This window comes from Sphingobacterium griseoflavum, from assembly GCF_014653155.1.
GTDB classification, from domain to species: domain Bacteria; phylum Bacteroidota; class Bacteroidia; order Sphingobacteriales; family Sphingobacteriaceae; genus Sphingobacterium; species Sphingobacterium griseoflavum.
The window spans coordinates 166015-184054 of the sequence record NZ_BNAF01000003.1; the positions used below are offsets into that span (position 1 = coordinate 166015).

An 18040-nucleotide genomic window follows, 5' to 3' on the forward strand; every position below is an offset into this window, starting at 1 on the left:
AGAGATAGAGTTTTTTCATGGTGAAGATAATGCCTATTTTATTATACCAAGCTTTTCTCGGATTTTTTATTTATAACTATTGGAATTTTGCATTCATTGTTTTTATCTTTTTAAGATACCAATATTAATAAGGACGTAGGGTTAAAATCCGTTAATTAATCTTTCTTCCGTAAACGGTGATTTTTATATTAGGAATGATGTGAAGTGCAATTCCTTTACCTAAACTTATGCTGAAGCTGGCTTTGTCTACTACTTTTCCATTCGAATCATAAAATTTTCCAGAGGAAGAATAGGCTACTTTACCATTGTCATGATACGCTATTCCTGATGAGCTATATGCTGTCTTACCATTCGCATGATATACCGTGCCAGATGAAGATAGAGCGGTTTTGCCATTATCATGATAAGCGATGCCCGAAGAACTGTAAGCCGTCTTCCCATTCGCATGATATGCTATGCCAGATGAAGAGAAAGCAGTTTTACCATTGTCATGATATGCGATGCCAGAATCGCTCCATTTTGTCTTTTTGTTGTTGTGATATGTTGCCATTTTTTATTTTTTTAAATTGGTAAAATAGAAGCTTCCAATGCTTCATAGTGTAAAGTTTTTTTATGATTTATTACAATTGACTTGTTATGCTGGATTAAAAATAAATCTTGGATCCTTTATTTCATTTAAAGCAACCCACTCAGCAAATTTTTCATTCAGGATTTCAGAAAAAGGTTTATCGAATGGTTCTTCGTTACATTCACAATCAATGAGATCGTCCAACACTTTCTCTACTGATTTTTTAATTTCATTATTATCTTTAACTTTTTGATACATTAACCAAGGTTTATCTTTTGATGTACCAGAAAGATAGTTGCCTTGTTCATCCAATTCAATTTTATCATGAGCAACTTCAAATGTTGAAATTGAAGTTCTATGTACCACACGTATTCCTTGTTCTCTTGCAGTTTGAATTTCCTTGTAGATATTTTGATTACCAGTCCAAACATTATTGACGTGACCTTTTTTGTTCTTAGGGTAATCTGAATCATGCAATACTGAAAAGTTTACTTTAAAGTGTGCAAGCATTTTAATCAACGGAACCATACTAAATTTTCCTCTAGCTCTGATAAGTATTGGCTTGTAATTGATGTGATATTTTTCGTTTTCCATGCGCATCACTTTGTCAAAAGCTGCATACTCTGTATCGCCTTCAACTATTATTGGGTATTGGCCAAAAAACATTTCAGAAAGGTTCTGATCAAAACTATTCAATAATTTCAAATTGTCAATTTCATCCTCTGTGAAGGTTATTTCGTCTGATCTGTATGTACTCGGATTTGGATTTCCTTTATTTCTTGATAATCGAACTATTGTTGTATGATCTTCAAATGGATTAATAAAAAGAGGACTATGAGTCGTAAGCATAACCTGCCAAGATGGATCATTAGCTAGTTCATATAGGTATTTTGATGCTGCTCTGATACCGTTAGGATGAAGTGCTATCTCTGGTTCGTCAATTAATAGCATGTAACCTGGTAGCGATATCTCTCCATCTCTTTCGTCCATCGCTTTTTCTACTTCCATTTCTTTAGCCTGCTGTAATTCTTTTGATTTGTCATCAATAGCTGCTTGTTTGGTTTCTCTAGTTGCATCTGTTTTTGCTCTATCTCTTTCGCCCTCTAATTTTTTAATATCTTTCTCAAGTGCTTTTAATTTCTTTTCATTATCGACTTTAAAACTCTTCACCGCCTGTAGTCTTGAACGAACTTGTAATAATGACCAAAACAATGCTCGTTGAGAACCGCTTCCTTGCTGATCCCAATCTATATTTTCTTCAAATTCCCGTATGCTTAATTTAGACCCTTTAATTAACGCATCGAGAGGGTCAACTTTCAAGTCTGACATTCCTATATTTAAATCAACAGAAAGATTTGGGAAGATTTTGTTATGGCTATTAGTCATTCTTTGACTGATTTTTTCAATAATCTCTTTATGTTCTTCCACTGGCTTTTGAGCATGCTCAGTAAATATTTCTAATGCTTTGCTTAATTCAGATTCTTTATTATCTAAATGTGAACGTAGATTCTCCGCAATAGGATCAACTATAAGTTTTAGTAGGTTCTTTAATTCTACTTGTGGATTCTCTAATGCACCTATTCTAAAAGGAACAGGCAATCTGCTATTAAAAACACTATCTAACCCAGCAGCATTGCCGTCCTCTGAATAGCTCTCTAATTCGGGGTCATATGTTTTTCTTGTTTTAGAACCATTTTTATCCCATTCCCATCTGCTTTTTACAACTAATAAATCTCCTTGCTTCTCTTTCCACTTCTCAGCTATATTAGCCGTTCCTTCGGGTATATGGACAGAGATTTCCACATATGTATTTTCTTCTTTGGATTTTTTACAATAGTCCTTATCATATGAGTATATCTGAGTACCAACAGCTAATTCATAAGCTCTTAATATAGTTGATTTTCCTGTGTTGTTATCACCAACAAGACATAAAATATTATCAAGACTAACCGTTAAACCTTCGTTGCCAATACATCCAAGATTTCCAATAGATATTTTTAATAATTTTGATCTCATATTAATCGTATAAATTTTTAACATATCGGTTAATGTAACTATTCAAACCGCTGCTACTTCTGGCTAATCCTTTCATGGTTTCTACATGACTACTTCCAGCTTTTCTGTAGCTGTAAGTATAGGTGCGGGATGTTCCTGAAAATTTTACTTTAATGTAATCAGCTCCTATTTCATAGGCGGATACTCCTGAATCTCCTCCTGTATTTCTATATCTTTCCATTGTTCTTAGTTTTTTATAATTCAACATAAATTTCTGACATTCCTTTATCACCTCTTTGATAACCAGGGCGTGGTCCGTCAAAATGGTCTTCGGTAACTGTAATATCGTCGGCTTTACCCAGATCATACATTTTCCAACCAAATTTTCCTGTGGAGCTATATCCACCAATTTGAAATGCACGTAGCCCTTCGTTCCCTGCTGTTGTTTCTCCATAGCAATGGGGTTCAACTACTCTTAATTCTCCATCATAGTAAAATTCTATTACTTTCTGATTTTCAATTGCATAAATGATTTCTTTGTTCATGATTTTGTTGTTTATTTAAATGGTTACTTATAATTGATTGTTGGTGTTTACTCTGCGTGAGGGATAGTAGCGTAAAGCCCGCAGCGTAGCGAGGACTTGTAGCGGATAGCCCGACCCGAAGGGGCACGCCCAAATACATAATATATCAATGTTGTTTTCATACGCTTATCACTTCCACTTTACTCTTCCCACTCTGCTGCTTACTCACCTTAATCTGCACAGGAATCCTTTCCGTCATTTCCTGCACATGGGAGATGACGCCTACTTTACGCCCCTGATTGTGCAACCTTTCTAAGGCATCCATAGCGATATTGAGCGTGGTAGGATCTAAGGAACCAAAACCTTCGTCAATAAACAGGGATTCTACTTTCATACGACTGGAGGATAAGGAGGCGAGGCCCAGGGCGAGGGCAAGCGACACCAGGAATGATTCTCCGCCCGAAAGGGAGTAAACGGTGCGCACTTCATCGCCCATGTCTTGATCTACCACCTGCAGGCCAAGTGATGCGGGAATGCGCTCGATTTTGTAGCGGCTGGTGAGTGCCTGTAAATGGATGTTGGCATAGCCCAGCAATACGTCGAGGGTGTATTCTTGTGCAATCTGGCGGAATTTTTTACCGTCGGCCGAGCCTATGATTTCGTTGAGTTTGCTCCAGTTTTCTGTAATGGCGGCTTGTGCTGCGATGGTTTTTAGCAGGTCGCCTATTTTATTTTTATTGGCTTCGTTTTGTTGCAGTTGGAAGTGGTTTTCTCCTTTTTTATGTTTCTTTTGTTCTGCTTCTGATTTAGCTATGTTGTTAAGGGCATTCAGTTCCTGAAGTGGCCGTCCCGATAAATAATTTTGTTTATGGGTGTCGAAAGCTTGTTTTCGTTCTGCAAGAATGCTGTTAGCTTTGGTCACTTCCTCTTCAATGGTTTGCAATGCCGTTCGCTCTGTAGTTATCCAATCGTTGCTCAACGCCAATAATTCGTGGAGTGCTTCTATGTTTAGCGATTGATTGTTTTTTTGGTTGAAATCGTTAAGCCAATCCTGCATTTTTTGTGATGCGTTTTGGGCTTCGGTTTCTAAAGTTGTTAGTGTGACTGTTAGTTCTTCTTTTTGGGTATGAGCTTTGGTGCTGTCAATGTTAAGTTGCTGCTGGTTTTCTTTTAGTTGCTCGAGCTGCTGCTGGGCTTCGTTTAGGGCCAGCTTTAACTTTACTTCGATTGCATCAGCAGGTTGTCCTTCAAACAGGGCATTGCGCTGTTGGGTCAGGTTCTGATGGATGTTATGTTGTGCCAGGTGGGCTTCCGCTTTTTTGCCGACTTCGGAGGCTAGGCTTTTGGCTTGATTTTCCAATTCTTTTAGCGTTGCTTCTAGTGCTACTTTTTGATGTGCGTATTGCTCCAGTTTTTCGTTGTTTTCTTTCCAGTTGCGGGCGAATTTGTCAATACGTTCTTCAAAATCAATAGGGTTGGCTTTCCAGTTTGCCATCCAGTCTGAAGCGGTAAAATAGGGTGTGAGGAGCTGTTCTACACTGTCGAGATCAGCGTTTGCTTTGTTTTGTTCTTTTGTGTTGCTGCTTTGCTGTTCGTGATAAACAGCTAGTTTGTTTTGGATGTCTTTTATTTGGTTGGCAAGGCCGTCTGTATTTTCTTTTAGCTGGTCTATTTGGGTTTTGGCGATTTCCAGTTGTTGCTTTTTATCTGTATAAGTCTGTATTTGTGCCAGCAAATCGGCTTGTTTGGTTTTGAGAGATTGCAATTTGTCTTCTATCCAGTCTGCTTTTTTAGCATCGGCTATGGCCTGGCTTTCTTGGGCGCTATCGAACTGTTCCCAATCTTGCTTTTTGGTTGCTAATGCCAATTGTTTGGCTGTAATGTCTTCACTCTGGCGTTGGATGGTTTTCTGTAGCGCGTTACTTTCCTGTTCTAAGGCATTGTGCTGGCTATGGCTCGCGAGATAGCTTTGTTCTTTTTCTTGATAGGATTTTTCGAGTTGTGCCAATACATTTTGTAATTGTGGATTATGCACGGCATAGGGATGACTGGTGCTGCCACACACGGGGCAGGGTTGATCATCAACTAAAGCATCCCTGAGGGTTTCTACATTTTCTGCGGATGCGAGGCGTGCTTGCTGCAAGAGTTGGTAAACTGTGTCTTTTTGCGCCTTTTCTAAAGGCAGTTGCTGGGTTAGTTTCTGTAGAGTTTGCTGTTTTGTTTGATAATCTGCTTCGTCTTTTAATTGTTTCTGGTTTAGGGTTTCTAATTCTGTAAGGGCATTATAAAGCATTTGCCAATGGGCATGTGCCTGTATGGTGTTTTCTACCTGACGGTCTGTTTCGGCTTTATCAAAATTTAAGGTTTCGATTTGCGTCAATAACAATGCTTTGGTTTGCGTACCGTAGCTCTTTTTTAGGTTGTCTAAGCTTTCTGATTGCAGCTTCCAATTGGTCTCAATCGTTGTCTTTTGGGCTTCGTCTGCCTTTATTTTATCCTGTAACCGAGCCAGGTTTGCAGCAGAGGTTTGCAGGGTTTCCAAAAGCTTTTGGGCATCCTGTAGTTTAGACAGGATGAGGTCTTTGTTTTCGGCAATCGGGCTACGGTCTGCGTGTTCTGTTTTCCAGTCGGTAATGTTTTTTATTTGGGTAAAAAGATTGTTGAATTCTTCTTGTTTAGCGGTTAGTGCTTCTTGATGTTTCTGGTTGGCTTCAGTAGCATTTTCAGCGTCGTCTTTGAGTTTTTGTACTTGTTCTTTTTTCTCCGCCATTAGGGTGTCGAGTTTCCTTGCCTGTTCCAATAGAGGCAGGGCATCCGTAAGGACTTTGTTTTTTTCTGAAAGATGGTTTTGTGCCAGTTCCAATTGCTTTTCGAGGTTTTGTTTTTGCTCTTGCAAGGTGGCTAGGGTTGCTTTTAGTGTTGTAAAAGCTGCTGTTTTCTCGGCATGCTGCTGTTGTGCATGTTTCAGGGCATCTGCCCAGCTTCTGGTTAGCTGTGCCTGCTCTACGGTATGCAGTTTTTGCTTGGGTGACGAGGCTAGTGTTTTAGCTTCAGTGGCCTGTTGTACTGCTGCCTGGGCTTCATCGTAGCTGGTTTGCAGTTTGGCGAGCTGTTCGTACCAGCCGATTTCTGCGGTTAGTTTTTCGATGTCTTTTTCCAGACTTTTGATCTCAGCTTCGAGGGTTTCTTGTTCGTCTAACAGGGATTTTAGTTCGTTATCGGTAAGGGTAATGATGCCTTCTTTGCGCAGATTGAGTTCACGCAGCAAGAGGTCTTCTGCTTTGTGTTTTTCGTAAATCTTTTTCGAGATTTCGGAATAGATGTGCGTTCCTGTCAATTTTTCGAGCAAGGAGGATTTTTCGTCTCTGTTGGCTTTCATAAAGGCGGTAAAATCGCCTTGCGCCAATAGTACGGATCGGGTAAATTGTTCAAAGTTTAGGCCAACAAGTCGTGCTATTTCGTTTAGGATTTCTTGTTTTTTGCCTGATATATCGGTGTTGGTGTTGATGTTTTTTAAGGTGATGTTGTCTGATTGCATGTTGCCATCGGCCATATTTCGGGCTCGTCTTACACTCCAGGTCGCGCGGTAGTGTTGCGTGTCTGTGCCTACAAAATCTACTTCGGCAAATCCGTCAGCCGTTCCGTCACGTAGGATGCTGCGTACGTCTCCCTGGTTTAAGGTGCTGCCCTGTACATCGCGGATTTCTATTCCCATTTCTTTTGCCTGCAGGTATCTGGGCGTTTTCCCGTATAGGGCAAGGCAAAGGGCATCTAATATGGTAGATTTTCCTGCGCCAGTGGCACCAGTGATGGCAAATATTCCAGCCGAGCATAGCGGCTCGGCCGTAAAGTCGATTTCGGTAGTTCCTTCCAGTGAGGCGAGGTTTTTGATACGTATGGCTAGTATTTTCATTTTATTCGGCTGCTTGATTTATTTCCTGTGCTACTTGTTGAAAGAGTTGCAGGATTTCGGTGGGTACTTCGCTATTGTATCTGGATTGGTATGTTTTGCCGAATACGTCAACGGGCTGTAGTTCGTTGAGTTTTTCGGGTGTGATAAATTCCTGTGCTTCATGTGTCGAAGCGGGGTATTTTACATCGATTTTGGCTAATTTGACTTTTTTGCCTGCCAATGCGGTTTCTATTTTATGGCGTAAGGCGGGTTCGGGCCCTTCGAGCAATACCCGTACTTCGAGATAGGGAGTTGTTTCGGGAGTTGAATCTTTCTGAGGCAGTTGTTCTAACAGCGCTATAACTTCATGCAGTGGCTGATGGCTTAGCGGAACTCTTTGCAGGGGTACAAATAGCGGGATTTCCACGCTTTCGAGGTTACTGATTTCCTGGTCGAGTTCAAAAATGATGATCTGATGTTTGTAATTGAGTTCTGAAAAGGACATGGGTAAGGGGCTGCCCGAGTAGCGGATGTGTTCTTTACCGCCTATTTTCTGGGCTTTGTGAATGTGCCCTAGGGCTACGTATTTGATGTCGGGATGAAAAGCAGTGGCAGGAATACATTCCACACCTCCCATGATAAGGCGTTCAGTTTTGTCGAGGTCGGTTATTTCTGCATGGTGGGTGTGCAGGTGTCCCATGGCAATGATGCTTTGTCCGTCTTGCTTTTTCTGTTCGGCATATTTGAATGCTTCGTTGTATAATGCGGTTACGCCTTCGGTATAGGGGTTGGCACTGTCTGGCAGGGCTGGATAGTCGCCCATACGCAGGAACGGTATGGCAAGGCAGTGTATTTTGGTATTTCCTGCGGCATCGTGTATGGGTATGATTAGTTTTTCGTAATCGATATTGCCTTCTGGGTCTTTTTCAACAAGTCCTATAATGTGGACGTTAGAGGATTGCAGCAGTGGTTTTGGAGCCTCTAGTCGTGAAGCGGAATCGTGATTGCCAGCTGTGATGATAATTTGTAAGCCTGGATTTGCTGTTGTGGCCTGGTTCAGAAAGGTGTAGAACATTCTGATGGACTGTGCCGACGGATTGGATATGTCGAATATATCTCCGCTGATGAGCAGGACATCGATTTGTTGGGTTTGTAAAAGCTGTACGAGCCAGTTTAGGAACTGCTGGTGTTCGTAGCTGCGGTCGTATTCGTGAAATAACTGGCCTATGTGCCAGTCTGCTGTATGGAGGAATTTTAGGCTCATTATTGTCTTTGTCCTTTTTTAATCGTTGAAATACTATTGCTTAATTGTTATCAACAAATAGTTATGAACATGACCCCAAAAAAGAGCGAGCATAGCGTAACAATGTATACATTTGCTAGATACGTGTTCATAAGCAGTTTCGGATTACGGTTAATAATCTTTGTCCAATCTACACACATTATTTGTTAATTCAAAAATATTTGTGATAACAAATAGTCTTTGTAGCTTACAACCTACACAAGATTGTGGCAGCGAATTAATTTTATTACAAAACAATGTGGTATCTTAACCCTTAAACCCATCCTTTTGTATCGACATTGCATCAACTGTAAATCGCCTCCATCCTATTCGTCACTATTAATATCATAAAAGTATCCAAATCAATTTATGGAAGAATATGGGAAACCGTAAATCCGTTTTTGACAGAGATATATAGACTTATTTCAGGTCAAATAATAGTATAAACCTGTAAACCTTTAACAGGCCAGTCAGGACAGCACTTTTGGGGGCGCGTGGATGTATACAATAAAAATTCTGCTGATCTGTTTGCGCTCATCCCAAAGGATGATGCAACACACGGATTCTATTCGGTATATGCCAATTCAGCAGAAATGAACACCAAGGGGATCGATCTGCAACTAAACGGGCAGGCAAACATCGGCAGGGTGAACTGGCAGGCGAACCTCAATTACTCCCACAACAGGAACCGCGTGACACGATACCTTATGCCGAGGGCGACAAGGGGCAACGTCTACCGCAAAGTCTTTAAAGCTGCGGGTGATGTCGTGTAATTTTCTAATTTGGTTTTTCTTTGTTTGTGGATTTTGCTAACGGAGCGTCGCTATACGTGATGAGGCATATTACTCCTTCGTTTTTTTTGGGACTTGATTGCTTTGATCTAAAATTCAGAGTTACATAAGCTACATCGTCAAGGCTATACTTAGCCAATTCATTTATTTCAAGATATTTAGTTCCATTGATACAAATATCTGAATGATAGTCAAACGAGTTTTTTGCGTATTCTGCCTCACTTAGCAAGTTCCGCAATCTTTTTACAAAAATCGTTAATCTGAAATCCCCATCATGACCGATTTCTCTCTTCAATTCAATAGGCTGTTTGCTTACAGGCTGTGCAACTTTGGAGTTCGAGCTTGAGCTCAAAAATAAACGTAAAACGCCTACTTCTGCCATATTTCCGTACACTGCACGTCCAAAAGATGATTTATCAAGGGAAATGGACAAGGAGTCGAGTTCGTTAACATCTATTCCGACAAGATCTTTAAGAGGTACTTCTTTCGCTGTATTATTGATAAAGACACCCGTTATTTTTTTTCTAATAGGCATTGGATCCCTCACCATTTTCGAGATCATTTCTGAACTATTTTCTCGATCTGAAATCGAGCTATGATCATGAGATTTTCCAGCTTTGATCTGCTCACTAAGTTCGGTGGTTTCCTGACCTTTTTGCTCCACAATGATGGCTAGTTCGCAAACCAATTTATAAAGTGTGCTGTCATTTGAAACGGGAATCGAGCATTCCTTACAATCAGGCATTGCATGCGCGTTGATTGTAGCTGATACCAGCATAGAAAAACATGCAAAAAAAATATAGATTTTATTTTTCATATCATATTCATTTTAACCGTGAACAGGACAGCTACCACCCTGCGAAGTTAAGTTATCATAAACTCCAGGATGCTCTGCCCTAATATCCGCTTCTGTAGCGATCTTAGGTGAATTTGCCGCACCTGCTCCGAAGTCGTATTGTAATTGATACGCGGCAATCTCATCTTCCATTCCGACCATGGTAGGTACACCGTTAGCGTCAAAACCAATTTCGCCATTTATCATTTGGAATGCGTGATACAGTTCATGGACTAACATTTCATCTTCAGAGAATCCACCATGTGCGTCAATTGTTATCACGTATTGACCGTTTTCTGCCTTACCAAATCCTCCTTGGATAGTACTACTATTTGCGCCGAGATTACCCCGTTCAACCCGAAAACTGTAACCTGAGTTTTCTATACTATCAATCATATTTATAATTTTGTCATAAGTAGCGAGCTGTCTCGCGATACTTTCCTCGGTAACGGATGGGTTGTTCGCTATCAGGCTAGCTTTGTTGTCGATCAAACTTTTCATCTGACTAGTAACGTTTCCGCCTAATTTGGAAAGTAAACTATTAGGATCGCTTATTCCACTTGGTAAACCTAGAGGCTTAGGACTTGAAAGCTCACACGTACATTCTTCTTCCGGTTCCTCAGGATCAGGCTGTTCAGCTGGATCTGGTCCACCAGTCTCATTATCGTCCCACCAATCGGGTTCCTGCCAAGGTTCCTCGTCTTCTCCCCAGTTATCGTCTTCGTTATCCGGCCATTCATCTTCCCAAGGATCTTCTGGGGGCTCGATGATAACTTCTTCTAGCTCTCCACCATCGATCGTATCGTCGCTATTTCCACCTTTAAGCTTGAAAAGCTCATTTACTGGCAAATCCTCAATATGATCATTGATATTGAAGAAATTAAGAGTAGGTTTTCTATTCATTTCTATTTAAAGTCTATAAATTCACCCTGTGTATTCGTTAATATTGGAGCAGTTATCTGGCGTACAGCATGTTGCTTATACTTATGTGACCAAGAAAATATCTTGATCTGCTCGCGCCAACCATCATACATCGTATCCAAAATTTCAACTGATCTGTTGGGAAGAGAAAATGAGCTCCCTTCAAATTTAATAGTAGCGGGCGGGTAATATGTTTGATAGCTAAAACGGTATCCATCATTTGTTGTTACTGCATCGTCAATTCCAAAGGCGTCCAATAACCAAATGTCCACGAAGGGAAAGGTATATTCGAAGCCCTCAACTTTGTGCCCTCCGGGCTTCCATATCTTAAAGTATTTTTCACCAGTTTTTTTCCAAGTCCATTCGGTAATGTTGTATGTTCCGTCCCTTTCAATCATGTCAAGCAAAACAACTACATCTTTTTTATTGACCATTAGGTCGACATCATCATCCCAGTGCATGATGCCTTTATGTCTAACAGCTCCAAGCAACGTACCTGCGTGAAGAAATATATCAATATTTGCACTTTCCGCAAGGTCAGAAATGAAAGAGAGAAGTTTGCGTACTTGATTTAGTTCATCAATATCCCACACTTTAAAGTTATTAACGTAACTTATCACTGTATCTTTTCTAGCGATATAACTAACGGAATTCTGTTCCTCAAATCGAAACCAGTCGGTTTCCGCATATAGCAATTGAACGTTTCCGCCTATCCCATTCTCTAAAATGAACTCATCAAGCGGTGCCGTGATCGGATTGCTGAACTTAATCAATTGATGAACACCATATCTACTTAAAAAATAGATGTGTGAACCCCAATATAATCCAAACCTACTAATGCAGATCGGCAGCACGGCGGTATTTTCTGCATGAACTTTGTCAAATGGAAAAAAAACGTCCCAACCAGCAGTCAATTGACTTAGTTCGTTAAGGATATCAGACTCAGCAATTGTCAGTTCTAAACCGTCTTCATAAATTAAACAATACTCGTCGGTTGATTTTGATAGAAAATCTTCCCAGATGGTTTTGTTGACTTCAAACCACTGTTCTTCTTTTCTTGAAATCGGAACGCCGTATTTATTTTGAAACAACGAATCATTTTTTTCATATTGTCTTGACTCATACTCGTCAAGACCTTTAATGTACGTGAATTGCTTTGTAATCCTGTATGTTGCTAATTTCATTATTCTTGTTTTCAAACCACTTCATCAACCCCTCTGCTAGATAAAGGTCTTGTGGATAGGTTATCTTTATGTTTTCGTAATTGCCATTGCAGGTGTAGATCTTGTATCCAAGATTTTCAACAAGGGTCGCATCATCATGAAACCTTTTCTCGTAGGGTTGCATATAGGCATTTCTTAATAATGCATTCCTAAAGACCTGTGGATTCTGAACCTCTTTAACCGAGGATCGATCGATGGTTTCATTTCCATCAGAATGAACTAATCTTAAGGTATTGACAGAATTGAAAATTGGCACGCAGCATCCCTGAGCTTGAGCTATTTGATATACGCGTTGTATAACTTCATCAGAGACGAATGGACGAACAGCGTCGTGTACGCCGATTAGTTCTTTTTCCGAGCAAGAAATTGTCTCTAGGGCATTTCTAACCGAATAAAATCGTTCGGAACCACCATATGCGGTAATTATTGGCTTTAGATGAGGAAAAAAATCTGTGATTTTATCCCAAATAACACGATGCTTTTCCGCTATCACAACTCGGATCTTGTTTGCAGAAAAATGCTTTAGATATTTCTCTATAGTACGCACAACTATGGGCTTGCCTTGTAGCTCCATAAATTGCTTGCTTAGAGCAGTACTGAAGCGACTTCCGGAACCCGCAGCTAAAATGATGATATATCCTAAATCTCTAGTCATTATATGATATTGATCACGATTATAAGCATTCAATTACAATTATTCTCCCTTTCTAGATAATTTAATAAACCGATAACAAAAACTTAATATTTCAATATGTAATGTTTAATATTATATTCGATAACATTGTAAATGATATCTAAATTCCCGCGGGAACAGCAATTGGATCGAATGGATTGCGGTGCTACTTGTTTGAAGATTGTAGCAAGACATTTTGGACGATTTTACTCGTTGGCATACCTTCGGAATATTTGTGGTACAACAAGAGAAGGCGTATCAATTATGAATATCATCAACGGTGCGCAGCGGATAGGTCTAAAGTCCAGAGCAGTAAAATGCTCTTTCAAACAACTACTGCAAGCCGTGCCTTATCCTTGTATCGCGCATTGGAAAGAGTCTCATTTTGTTGTTGTATATAAAGCCACGAAGAAGTATATATATATTTCCGATCCAGCGAAAGGAAAGCTCTCGATAGATCACAAGTCTTTCATTAAAAAATGGATACAAACAGGAACAAAGAAAGGTGTGGTCATAGGTCTGGAACCGGAGATCAATTTTTTCGATATAAATTTGGAAGAGGATAGGAGGCCTCAACGATCCGTAACAAATCTTCTTAACTATTTTGCACCCTACAAAAGCAATATTATCAATCTGTTGGTTATCATGTTTCTCGTTACAGGACTGCAGGCAACATTACCATTTCTGTCTAGATCTATTATAGATATTGGCGTAGGAACATCAGACGTTAATTTCATCAACATTATGCTTTTTGCTAATGTAGGCATTTTGCTAGCCACAACATTTTCTAATGCAGTACGTGATTGGATTATATTACATTTGACGAGCCGTATAAATATATCGTTAATATCAGATTATTTGATAAAACTGATGCGTCTTCCCATAACATTTTTTGAAAATAAGATGATCGGTGATATCCTTCAAAGAGCTTCGGATCACCAAAGAATTCGGGAGTTTATAATGGGAAATTCGTTAAACCTCATATTTTCCACGATGACATTTATTGTATTCGCTATAATTTTAGGGTCATTCAACAAAACGATTTTCTTACTGTTTCTTGCGGGAAGTCTTCTATATTTCTTTTGGGTAATCGGATTTCTTGCGATAAGACGACGCCTTGATACCAACTACTTTTCATTAATGGCTCAAGATCAAAGCTATTGGGTCGAAACAGTCTCCGGAATGCAGGACGTAAAAATTAATAATTATGAAAATGCCAAACGTTGGAAATGGGAAAACCTACAGGCGAGATTATACAAGGTAAATCTGAAACTAACCTCAGTTACGAATTACCAAAATCAGGGTGGACAGTTTATAGAAGGACTAAAAAATGTGCTGATTACTATTTTCTGCGCAAGATCTGTTGTAAATGGCGAAATGACTTTTGGGGTAATGATCTCTACACAGATTATCATCGGCATGTTAAATGCACCGATTCAGCAATTTATTCAGTTCATTATCTCGGCACAAACTGCTAAAATTTCACTTCTTCGCATCAATGAAATACATCAGTTGGAAAACGAAGAAACGCAAGCGTCCTTTAATGAAGTAATTTTACCGGATAATAAAGATATCTATGTCAGAGGTGTATATTACAGCTACGCTCCTAAAACACCCTATATTTTAAAAGACATCAAGCTGAAAATACCAGAGGGTAAAGTAACAGCTATCGTTGGCGATAGCGGTAGTGGAAAAAGTACGCTATTAAAAATGATCCTGCGACTTTATCAACCCAGCCAAGGAGAAATAACGCTTGGTAGCCTCAACATCAATACCTTTTCTCTACACGATTGGCGTTCTCGATGTGGAGTAGTATTACAGGATGGTAAGATTTTTAACGATACCGTTATTAATAATATTATTATGGGCGATGAAGTGGTAGACTATGATCGTTTTAGAATGGCTGTCAGCACTGCTCATATAGATAAAGAGATAGAAGCTTTGCCAAAAGGCTATCAGACAAAAATGGGCGAGCAAGGAAGAGGCCTGAGTGGCGGTCAAAAACAACGCATTCTTATTGCACGTGCACTTTATAAAAATCCTGACTTTCTGTTTTTGGACGAGGCAACCAATTCCCTTGATACAATTAATGAACGGAGGATTGTCGAAGCTCTTTCACAATCATTTGTTGGCCGTACCGTAGTAGTCATCGCACATCGATTAAGTACCATAAAAAATGCAGATCAAATAGTCGTAATGAAAGATGGGCGCATTATTGAAGTAGGCAACCATGCTACGTTAATGGAAAGAAATGGATATTACGGCGAATTGGTCAATACACAGTTGACATTTGCACTGCAAGAATAAGCAATTAAGAAATGGAAGAAAAGCCGTTAAACTATAAAAGAACAGAAGAGGTTGATCATATTGTGAACCGCATGCCACAAAAGTTCGGCATACAGATCACGCTAATCGCTTTGGGTATTCTAGGTCTTCTGCTCCTTCTAGGCTTTTGTATTGCCTATCCGGACGTGCAACAGGGGAATGTTACCATTAACACGGAAGCTCCGGCTATAAAACTTTACGCTACAAGTTCGGGAAAGATAATTCTATTAAAAAAAAATATGCAGATGGTAGGCATGGGGGATGTGCTGGGGTATATCGACAATCCGGCCAACATGAATGATGTATTTCGCATTGATAGCTTGCTACAGGAGTTCGATATTAGTAAATTATCTTTGCGGGCAACAATTTCTGAATTTCCAAGAAAAGTATATTTGGGAGCGATTAATGCGAAGTATTATGCTTTCCTTGACGCCTTGATGCAATACCAAAATTATTATGAAAATAGAATCTACGATAAGCAGATCAAGACTTATCAACGTTTGCTGAATGAGCAAGACCACTTACTTCAGAAAGTTAAAGACAAGCAAGCTGTATCCGGCGAGAATTTGGCTTTAATCGGCCGTTCTGCAAAAAGAGACTCTATACTGCTCGCAAAAAAAGTGATCAGCATAGCTGAATTCGAACGTAACAAAATGGGACAGATGAATGCTGTTTTCAGTGATGTGAATGCTAAAAATGAAGCTTCGCAAATCATGCTCGAAATTTTCAGAACACAGAATGCAGTAAACGAGTCTTTTATCAAAAAGGATGAGGTTGAAAAAACCCTATACCTCTCTTTGAGTTCATATTTCCAAGAGCTGATTGCTAGCATCAAGCAGTTTGACGAACTATTTGTGTTTCGAAGTCCACAAGCTGGAAATATTCAATACCTCAATTTTTGGAACAACAATTTGTTTGTCAAAGCGGGTGAGCCAGTTTTTTCCGTGATTCCCTCAAACAGTAAGATTATTGCACAGGTTCTCCTCCCCAATGTTGGCGCCGGAAAAGTTCAGGAGCGTCAAAAAGTAATCATCAAATTGGATGATTATCCATACAACGAATTTGGAGCATTGGAGGGAGATGTGCGTGATATCTCAATGGTTGCCAATACGCAGATGACGGAAAAAGGCAATATCGAATCTTATTTGATCAATGTTCAACTTCAAAAAGGATTAACCACTAATTATGGTGTTATCCTACAGTTCAAACACGAGCTTAAGGGTACTGCAGAAATCATCACCAAAGAACGACTGTTGATTGAGCGAGTATTTGAGACCGTGAAATACATGTTGCGCGATCGGCCTGCTTGACAGTTTCCTATGTAAATAATAATATGATAAATAATTTTATATGCTTAAAAATAACAAATTACGATTTTTCAATATCGCGAATGAATTTGAAGATTTGCCGCAAAACGATCTATTTCGTTATAAGGGAGGAAATAGTGACGAGCCAGTAGAGGGTGGGGAATTACCTGGGGTAGATGTTTCTCCTCCAGATGGAGAAGATCCATGGGGAGAACTTCCTGACGAAGAGTTTCCTACTAACGAAGAACCCGGCGAGGGGAGTGAATTTCCCGATGATCCCCCGAGTGAAGGCGGTGACAGTAGTAGCAATGATGGCAACGATGGAAGTGGATCAGAGAGCTCCAATAGTGGTGGACAAGACAACTCGCAACAAGATCTTGTGAAGCAAGTTTTACAAAAACTTCAATTTAGCAGTAACCTATCGGCAGAATTTAAAGAAAGGTTGACTGCCGCCTTGACTTCCATCCAAAATACTGAAATCGGGCGTAAACTTTTAGGGTTACTGTTGGGGAAAACGGGTCAAATTGACGTTTCTGACAGTGATATGAGCTCTGTACAGGGCAGTCAACTGAATATCGGTATTTTTAATGAGGAGCCTAGCGGCTTCTTAGGACACTATCCTACATTAACCCTTGGCCACGAATTGACACATTTGGCTCAGAATGCGGAATATGGTTCGACAAAGACGGATATATTTTACGAGCTAGAGGCTCGTCTTATAGAATATAGGCTTGCGAAAGAGTTAAATGATCTTCCGAATTTTTTACTTAATTTCAGGGACGACTCTTATTTACAGCAATTTGTTGATTTTGCAGATGGGGTGCATAATTCGATTACGGATTTTAATAATCTGATCGATGGCTTTAAAGACGGTACTAATGGCGGGGGAGTTTATATTGGATACGACGAAACTCATTTTGAAAATTTTGAAGAATTAATTATTGACGACCTATTAAGATAGAACAACACAAGATGTCTTTTAAAAAAATTTCTCTCGTTATCATCAATTTAAGCATTTGTATTATCTGTCATGCACAGTTAAAAGTTGATAGCTCACTAGTTTACACAAAATTTCGTCAACTGGGACCATTGTATACTGAATTGATGGATACATTAGGACACATAAAAATAGCGGACAGCTCCGCCTACAAGCCGGTAGTTTCACCAATTAAATACTTAAATGGCGAAGGGACATTTGTATTCGAAATAGATACTAGCAACAAAGTCACTAATATATTAATCACGGAATTTAAGAGCTATCAAAAGTATAACGACCGTATAGATGTCAAAGATTACATCGTATTCGTAGACAGTGGTTCGATCGGTTTTACCTTGGAGAAAGTGCACACCTATCAAATGAATCCCTCGTCTTTAGAAGTGATCGACAAGCTATTTGAACGCGCCAAAAGCTTGAATGATTTTCAGATTCTTAAAAGAAGAAAGGGCCCTAATAGAAAGTACCTTCGAATTCAATTTGAAGATAATACATGAAAATGGGCAATGGAATGAAAGGCGTAGTCGTCCACGGAAAGCTGTCTATCCCTTGGTTTTTCTGGATTGTATGCATTATAAAACAAGGCAGAGTGGTACAGTTAAACCTAGGTCTATGTATACCATCTTAGGTGTAGAAATGGATGGACGTAAGGATTTAATCGGCCAGCGCACTATATCGCTATATAGCCTTGCAACGCTTGGCACCGGGAT

At 39.7% G+C, this 18040-nt stretch carries 15 protein-coding genes and 1 pseudogene; 6 read left to right on the top strand and 10 right to left on the bottom strand.

Going from position 1 to position 18040, the window contains the following annotated elements; translation table 11 throughout:
• Positions 1-151 precede the first annotated feature (151 nt).
• From IE165_RS04835 to IE165_RS04860, 6 genes are all read right to left on the bottom strand, one after another.
• Positions 152-550 (bottom strand): hypothetical protein, encoded by a 399-nt coding sequence (locus tag IE165_RS04835; RefSeq protein ID WP_189625472.1) that lies wholly within the window; start codon positions 548-550, stop codon positions 152-154.
• An 84-nt stretch (positions 551-634) separates the two neighbouring features.
• Positions 635-2584, bottom strand: a complete 1950-nt coding sequence (locus IE165_RS04840; RefSeq protein WP_189625473.1) for an ATP-dependent nuclease — start codon at positions 2582-2584, stop codon at positions 635-637.
• Between the two features lies 1 nt (position 2585).
• A complete protein-coding gene (locus IE165_RS04845; protein ID WP_189625474.1) occupies positions 2586-2804 on the bottom strand; it encodes a hypothetical protein in 219 nt (72 codons plus the stop codon).
• A gap of 13 nt (positions 2805-2817) precedes the next feature.
• The gene (locus tag IE165_RS04850) at positions 2818-3108 is read right to left on the bottom strand and encodes a hypothetical protein (RefSeq protein ID WP_189625475.1); all 291 of its coding nucleotides are present in this window, start codon (positions 3106-3108) and stop codon (positions 2818-2820) included.
• 157 nt (positions 3109-3265) lie between these two features.
• Positions 3266-7000 (bottom strand): AAA family ATPase, encoded by a 3735-nt coding sequence (locus tag IE165_RS04855; RefSeq protein ID WP_189625476.1) that lies wholly within the window; start codon positions 6998-7000, stop codon positions 3266-3268.
• A gap of 1 nt (position 7001) precedes the next feature.
• Positions 7002-8243, bottom strand: a complete 1242-nt coding sequence (locus IE165_RS04860; protein ID WP_189625477.1) for an exonuclease SbcCD subunit D — start codon at positions 8241-8243, stop codon at positions 7002-7004.
• A 512-nt stretch (positions 8244-8755) separates the two neighbouring features.
• On the opposite strand from IE165_RS04860, the gene IE165_RS04865 reads away from it, so the two are divergent.
• Positions 8756-9034: a TonB-dependent receptor gene (locus IE165_RS04865; RefSeq protein WP_189625478.1), complete on the top strand. Its 279-nt coding sequence runs from the start codon at positions 8756-8758 to the stop codon at positions 9032-9034.
• A gap of 4 nt (positions 9035-9038) precedes the next feature.
• Here IE165_RS04865 and IE165_RS04870 read toward each other — a convergent pair whose 3' ends face one another.
• The 4 genes from IE165_RS04870 to ispD are packed head-to-tail and all read right to left on the bottom strand — an operon-like array spanning position 9039 to position 12686.
• Positions 9039-9869 (bottom strand): hypothetical protein, encoded by an 831-nt coding sequence (locus IE165_RS04870; RefSeq protein ID WP_189625479.1) that lies wholly within the window; start codon positions 9867-9869, stop codon positions 9039-9041.
• Between the two features lie 12 nt (positions 9870-9881).
• Complete coding sequence (locus IE165_RS04875; RefSeq protein WP_189625480.1) at positions 9882-10790, bottom strand: hypothetical protein; 909 nt, start codon at positions 10788-10790, stop codon at positions 9882-9884.
• A gap of 2 nt (positions 10791-10792) precedes the next feature.
• Positions 10793-11992 carry a LicD family protein gene (locus tag IE165_RS04880; RefSeq protein ID WP_189625481.1) on the bottom strand — a complete coding sequence of 400 codons (1200 nt, stop codon included), beginning with the start codon at positions 11990-11992 and terminating at the stop codon, positions 10793-10795.
• Positions 11946-12686, bottom strand: coding sequence for a 2-C-methyl-D-erythritol 4-phosphate cytidylyltransferase (gene ispD, locus IE165_RS04885; RefSeq protein WP_189625482.1), 741 nt, complete (start codon positions 12684-12686; stop codon positions 11946-11948). The genes IE165_RS04880 and ispD overlap by 47 nt, the downstream gene beginning before the upstream one ends.
• A 132-nt stretch (positions 12687-12818) precedes the next feature.
• Between ispD and IE165_RS04890 the strand changes: the two genes are divergently transcribed.
• From IE165_RS04890 to IE165_RS18650, 5 genes and pseudogenes are all read left to right on the top strand, one after another.
• Positions 12819-15011 (top strand): peptidase domain-containing ABC transporter, encoded by a 2193-nt coding sequence (locus IE165_RS04890; RefSeq protein WP_189625483.1) that lies wholly within the window; start codon positions 12819-12821, stop codon positions 15009-15011.
• A gap of 11 nt (positions 15012-15022) precedes the next feature.
• Entirely contained in the window at positions 15023-16339 is a 1317-nt protein-coding gene (locus IE165_RS04895) for an HlyD family secretion protein (protein ID WP_189625484.1), read from the top strand.
• Between the two features lie 40 nt (positions 16340-16379).
• Entirely contained in the window at positions 16380-17297 is a 918-nt protein-coding gene (locus IE165_RS04900; RefSeq protein WP_189625485.1) for a hypothetical protein, read from the top strand.
• Positions 17298-17440: 143 nt separating this feature from the next.
• Positions 17441-17827 carry a hypothetical protein gene (locus IE165_RS04905; protein WP_189625486.1) on the top strand — a complete coding sequence of 129 codons (387 nt, stop codon included), beginning with the start codon at positions 17441-17443 and terminating at the stop codon, positions 17825-17827.
• A 13-nt stretch (positions 17828-17840) separates the two neighbouring features.
• Positions 17841-17993: pseudogene (locus tag IE165_RS18650) on the top strand (transposase); the annotation flags it as partial.
• Positions 17994-18040 lie beyond the last annotated feature (47 nt).

What these genes read in the sequence shown, in the direction of transcription:
- IE165_RS04835 (WP_189625472.1), bottom strand. Translation starts at nt 550, where the DNA reads ATGGCAACATATCACAACAACAAAAAGACAAAATGGAGCGATTCTGGC.
- IE165_RS04840 (WP_189625473.1), bottom strand. Translation starts at nt 2,584, where the DNA reads ATGAGATCAAAATTATTAAAAATATCTATTGGAAATCTTGGATGTATT.
- IE165_RS04845 (WP_189625474.1), bottom strand. Translation starts at nt 2,804, where the DNA reads ATGGAAAGATATAGAAATACAGGAGGAGATTCAGGAGTATCCGCCTAT.
- IE165_RS04850 (WP_189625475.1), bottom strand. Translation starts at nt 3,108, where the DNA reads ATGAACAAAGAAATCATTTATGCAATTGAAAATCAGAAAGTAATAGAA.
- IE165_RS04855 (WP_189625476.1), bottom strand. Translation starts at nt 7,000, where the DNA reads ATGAAAATACTAGCCATACGTATCAAAAACCTCGCCTCACTGGAAGGA.
- IE165_RS04860 (WP_189625477.1), bottom strand. Translation starts at nt 8,243, where the DNA reads ATGAGCCTAAAATTCCTCCATACAGCAGACTGGCACATAGGCCAGTTA.
- IE165_RS04870 (WP_189625479.1), bottom strand. Translation starts at nt 9,869, where the DNA reads ATGAAAAATAAAATCTATATTTTTTTTGCATGTTTTTCTATGCTGGTA.
- IE165_RS04875 (WP_189625480.1), bottom strand. Translation starts at nt 10,790, where the DNA reads ATGAATAGAAAACCTACTCTTAATTTCTTCAATATCAATGATCATATT.
- IE165_RS04880 (WP_189625481.1), bottom strand. Translation starts at nt 11,992, where the DNA reads ATGAAATTAGCAACATACAGGATTACAAAGCAATTCACGTACATTAAA.
- ispD (WP_189625482.1), bottom strand. Translation starts at nt 12,686, where the DNA reads ATGACTAGAGATTTAGGATATATCATCATTTTAGCTGCGGGTTCCGGA.
- IE165_RS04890 (WP_189625483.1), top strand. Translation starts at nt 12,819, where the DNA reads ATGATATCTAAATTCCCGCGGGAACAGCAATTGGATCGAATGGATTGC.
- IE165_RS04895 (WP_189625484.1), top strand. Translation starts at nt 15,023, where the DNA reads ATGGAAGAAAAGCCGTTAAACTATAAAAGAACAGAAGAGGTTGATCAT.
- IE165_RS04900 (WP_189625485.1), top strand. Translation starts at nt 16,380, where the DNA reads ATGCTTAAAAATAACAAATTACGATTTTTCAATATCGCGAATGAATTT.
- IE165_RS04905 (WP_189625486.1), top strand. Translation starts at nt 17,441, where the DNA reads ATGGATACATTAGGACACATAAAAATAGCGGACAGCTCCGCCTACAAG.